Genomic DNA, 5,261 nt, shown 5'->3' with positions numbered 1-5,261 from the left:
GCGCCCCTGCCCCGCTTTCTTGCCTGCCCGTGCTTATCCTTTCACGCAGGCCAGATACGTATCCCCCCACCAGTCTTGCTCTTCCTTCGTGGCGACTACGTTATTGCCCGGGTTGTATTCAAAGCGCCAATCCGGCCGCTCCTTCAAGCCAAACTTCCACACCAGGCCATTCTTGTTGACGAAATTGTTCTGATCCCCTGAGTTCAAACCGCAACCTTGCAGTTGATTGATAGGCCAGATCAGCTGGAACTCCACCGATTTGCCACGAGGAATCACCATGCCATTTTCGAGACCGGCAAAACGCGGTTTTTCGACGGCATCCTTATCGTAGGCGTCCAGATCAACAATGGTGTAGTCCTGATCCATGGCCGTCAGACGGAAGGTTTTCAGCACGGCATCGTCATTGAACCCATAGGCCGCCGTCAGTCCCATCGAGACAGGCAAGGCCGCTTCCTTGGGCTTGAGTTCATGCGTGACCTGATACGGGAACAGTTCCTGCTTGAAGATCTGATCCTCATGATGCTGCGCAACAGCCTTCTGTTCCGCATTGTTCCACCGGTGAGCAATCAGCAAATCCTCCAGCAGCAGGGTGGGATATTGCTCCCGGAGCGCCGCATTCATATTTAGCGTAAACGGCCCAGTGGCCTCCACACCATCGCTGACCATCAGCTCAATGCTGTAGTTGCCCGTTACCGTCGGAGCCAGCGTCAGATCCGGACATGTCCATTGCCCCAGATTCGCCAGCTCGCGCCGCCAATCCGGGTATTCGCCCTTGGACACGCTCCAATCGCCGCCTACCGAGCAAAATTTCTCGCCCAGTTCCCATTTGCTGCCGTTGGGCTGGTTTTTCATGGTCCACAGATAGGTCAGCGTATCGCCATCCGGGTCCACCGCATTGGCAGCCAGCGCAAAGCCATGCCACAAGGTCAGCTTGTGTACTTGTTCATCGCCATTGGCATAGACCCGGAACTCTTTATCCTTGATTAGCGGCGCGATCAGCAAGGGTTGCTCAGCGTCATAAACCGTGGCGCCAACGTTGGTGTACTGCTGGCTGCCCAGCGACGGCCGCACCTGCGGCGCGTGATTGCTGCTCTTGGCAAAGACCGTCAGCGGCCATGGCAGGCTGCGCGCGCCATGGGAATCCACCACGACCAGCGTCGCGGAGTAAGGGCCAGCCTTGTCCACGGTGAACTGCGCGTGGTCACCATCCTTGCCCACAGCCTTCAATACTGCCTGGCTGCCATCGGGACGATCCACCAAGGTCCACTCGTATGTCAGCTTATTGCGGTCCGGGTCACTGCTCTGCGAACCATCCAGCGTCACCAAGGCGCCGACTGCGGCATTGGTGTTGCCGCGCGACTCATATATCACCGCGGACGGACGGCGATTGGCGCCATTGGTCGCGGTGAACGTCTGCACCACGCGCTCCGATGCCGCGCCATGCTGGTCCACGACTGTCAACGCAATTTCATAATCGCCTTTCGCGTTGAACAGCACTTGCGGCATGCTGGAGTTAGACGCCAGTACGGCCTTGATCGCGTCGGTATCCGCGTCCTTCGGCGCGCTCAGCAGTTCCCACTTGTGCGTCAGCTTGTAAGGATCATATTCGTCAATGTCGTAAGACATATTGCCTTGCAGCATGAGCGTCGTGCCGGTTTCCACCATGCCGCCAGGCGCCTGGTCCAGGCCGATCCGGGCAATGGGCGCAAGGTTGGGCTGATCCGGCACCGGCATGACATGTACAAAGGCCGTCACCGGCGTCGCGCCGCTGCGCGAAATGCCATCAAAGACAAAAAGCTCGATCCGATGCAAGCCGGCAGCGCGCGGACGGAAATGCATGACCGGCTTATCGGTGTCCCAGACAATCGCATCATGATCGCTGCCAGGCAAACCCGACTTCCCGGCGACCACCTTCCAGCGGTATTCCAGATGATCGCCCGCGCCTTTCAGGCTGTCCCGCCCGTCAATCGCGATGTCCTGGCCCACCACCACCGTTTCCGTGCTGGGCGGCACGGTGATTTTCGCAATAGGCTTGCGAAACGGCTCGCTGACATTCACCGTCACACGGGCGGGCGCGCTGACACGCTCGCCATACCTGACCGTCAATTCAAATTCATATTTGCCCGGCTTATCAGCCTTGAAACGCGCCACAGCGCGCTGCGCTTCCCCCGCATCCATGAACCGCAATTCGCTCGCAGGCGGCACGCCGATCAGGTTCCAGGCGTACGTCAGCTTCCCGGCATCGCCATTGAGAGGCGGAACGCTGGCGCTGCCATCGAGCTGCACGGCGCCCAGCAAGGCTTCCACGCTTGCCGGCACGACCGCGACCGGATCCTCATTGACGACCAGCACGGTGACGGATGCCGTTGCCGACGAGGCGCCATTGCTGACCATCAAGGCAACCTGATACTCGCCCGGCACATCAGGCTGCATGCGCGCCACGGAGTCCCCGGCGTTATCCAGCGTCGCCTTGCTATTGATGGGTTTGCGGTTCAGCACCCACTGATAGCCGATGATGCCGCCCTTGCTGGCTTTGCCATCCAGAACGATGGTCTGGCCCAATTGAACCGGGCTGCCGGGTGACACAGCCTGCTCGCCCGCCAGTACCTGGATGGCCGGCCTGGGCTGATTCAAGCCGGCGGGGTTCTCGCTATCGCCGTCATAGCCGCTGTCAGTACCGCCGCCGCATGCGGACAGCACCAGCGCGGCGCCAAAAGCCAGCAGCAGCTTTTTTGCTCCGAATGTCATAGATATTTTCCTCTTCATAAATGGTGTGCGCGAAAGTGGGCTGGCAACACAGGCCGGGCCGGCTCACTCACGCGACATAACGATCTTTATCCCGCCGCGCTCAGAACTGCACCGTGGCGCTCAGGCGCGCCGTGCGTCCTGGCGCAGGCACCAGGCCCAGGCTCAGCGCGTCGAGGTAATAGCGGTCGGTAATGTTGTCGATGTTGAAATCAACGCTGAAATTCTCGTTGAAGCGATAAGACGCGAACAGATCGAAGACCTTGTAGGCATGCCAATCAACCGGCCGGGCAAAGATCGTGTCCACGCCCTGGCTGTCGTACTCGGGCATAGGATTGCGCTTGCCCATGAACGTCCCGCGCATGCCCACCGTCAGGCGCTGATCGAACAGGCGGGTGCCAAGCAGCAGGCTGGCATGCCAGTTGGGCGGAATCATGTTGTTGATATAGCTGCTGGCCAGACCGTAATCCGTGCATTCCTCGTTGCGGTAGCTGCCCTCGTGGCAGACTTCGATGCTGTTGTAGCGGGTGCCGCTGAACTCCATCCACACCGGCCCGAGGTCATAGGAGCCCCCCAGTTCCACGCCATTCACCTTCACATTGTCGATATTGCGCAGCCGGAACAGCGCAGCATTGTTGCCCGCGCTGCTGTCCTCATTCGTATTGGGAATGGTCCGGGTGAGATAGTTGTGCGTATGGTTGCGGAAATAGGCCAGCTTCATGCGCAAGCTATCGCTATCGGTCAGCAGGCCGTCGAGCATGTAGTTAATGCCGAGCTCACGGCTGACGGTGCGTTCGGGCTTGAGATTGGCGTCTGGCGTCGAGCTGACGGAGTAACCGGCAGTCGTCTCGAACAGACTGGGCATGCGCAGGGCTTCCGCATACCGCGCATAGAATTGCAGGCCATAGACCGGCTCCCAGGTCAGGCCGACCATGGGAGCAGAGCCGCTGCCACGCGAATCCAGATAGATATCGTCGCACCCGCCAGTACCGGCGCTATCGACGCAATAGCGGCTGGCTTCCGACATCAGCACAGGCTTGTTGTCATTCGAACGGAAACGCGTGTAGCGCAAGCCGGCATCCAGCGTGATGCTTTCCACGGGCTGATATTTCAGCGCCGCAAAAGCGCTGTACTCGGTACGCTCGCCCAGGCGGCCCTCAGGCAATGCCGAACCGCCCCCATCCGGGCTGGAAGTGACGTGCTCTTTCTGCAAGGCGCCGCCATACCGGATTTCCGTTGTGCCCAGCCATTCGAAACGCATGGTGTTGCTGGCGTCCAGCCCCCAGCGGCGGTAGCGCTCGGTTTCCGAACCCATGTACTTCAGGTCATCGGAGTAGTTGTTGTTCATGCTGCGCGTGCGCGTCAGCCAAAGATTCGTCTGCAGGTCGATCAGATCCGTGGCCGCCGGGTTCCAGCGGTACTGGCTGGTCCAGGTATTGGCGGTCACTTCGCTGTTGGCCGTCTGGCGCACCACGCTGTACCAGATCAGCTGCGATGGCATGAGCTCGCCATAGGTGCTGCGGTAGCGCAGCCAGCTCAGTTTCAGCTCCTGGTCTTCCGCCAGGTCGATCTTGCTCTTGAGCAGCGCCGAATCACTTTTGTAATTGCTGTTGACGACGCGTTCGCCGCCCCGGAAGCGGGATGCCCCGGTGCGCTCGGTCACGACTTCCGTCCAGAAGCCGCCGTCATAGCTATCGACGATTTCCATCCCGGCCTTGGGGCCATGGTTACCGGCGTAATAGTTGCCCTGCTCCCGGTGCGCAATGGCCCCGACCAGTTCCACCCGCTCAAAGCGCCCCGCCAGCGCCAGGCTGCCAGCCCAGCTTTTGGGCGTGAACGTGCCAGGGCGATCCAGCGTTTCTTCCGGGCCCAAGGCATTGGCAAAGTCATGCACGCCCGAGCACAGCAAGTCGGAGACGCAATTGATGCGGAATTTGCCGCTGTCCGCCAGACCGGCGCGCTGCCCCGGGTCTGACGGCGAACCGCTGTTGTTGCCAATGGCCGTCCCCCGCAGACGCAAACCAAATGATTCACCATCGCGCAGGATATCGTCGGCTTCCAGGGTGCGCATGCTCACCAGGCCGCCCACCGCGCCGGTACCGCCGGCGTCCATGCTAGGCCCCTTGTCGATGCGCACGCCGCCAATCAGATCAGGATCCACATAGGTACGCGATGACACCCCGGCATAACCTCGATAGACCGTGGTTTCCTGGCGCGAGCCGTCAATCAGCACCGGCACCCGGCCCTGGCCCTGCATGCCGCGGATGTTCACATCCAGGCCGCCGGAATTACGGTTTTCACCCACCAGGACACCTGGCACTCCCTGGAAAATATCGCCGACCGAAGTGCCCCGGAAACGCTCGATATCGTCGCGCGTCAGCACGCTGACCGAGTGCGAGGTGCGATAGACCTCGTCCTTGGGATCTTCAGGCGTGCCCACCACTTCGACCGCCTCCAGATTCGCCACGCCTGACGAGGACTGCGGCGGCAGGACGCGCAGCACATAGGTGCCGTCG

The 5,261-nt window shown here is 60.7% G+C and carries 2 protein-coding genes; both read right to left on the bottom strand.

Features of this window, described 5'->3' with window-relative positions:
- Positions 1 to 33: 33 nt before the first annotated feature.
- Positions 34 to 2,748, bottom strand: a complete 2,715-nt coding sequence (locus tag ACTJGZ_RS04345; RefSeq protein WP_441661722.1) for a PKD domain-containing protein — start codon at positions 2,746 to 2,748, stop codon at positions 34 to 36.
- A 100-nt stretch (positions 2,749 to 2,848) separates the two neighbouring features.
- Positions 2,849 to 5,261, bottom strand: a 2,413-nt coding sequence (locus tag ACTJGZ_RS04340; protein WP_441661721.1) for a TonB-dependent receptor domain-containing protein, incomplete at its 5' end; no start/stop codon positions are given.

This window comes from Kerstersia sp., from assembly GCF_052103615.1.
Taxonomy (GTDB): domain Bacteria; phylum Pseudomonadota; class Gammaproteobacteria; order Burkholderiales; family Burkholderiaceae_B; genus Kerstersia.
This window is presented reverse-complemented; position numbering and strand designations above follow the sequence as displayed.

Excerpts from the sequence above, each read along its gene's own strand:
- ACTJGZ_RS04345 (WP_441661722.1), bottom strand. The coding sequence starts at position 2,748 with ATGACATTCGGAGCAAAAAAGCTGCTGCTGGCTTTTGGCGCCGCGCTG.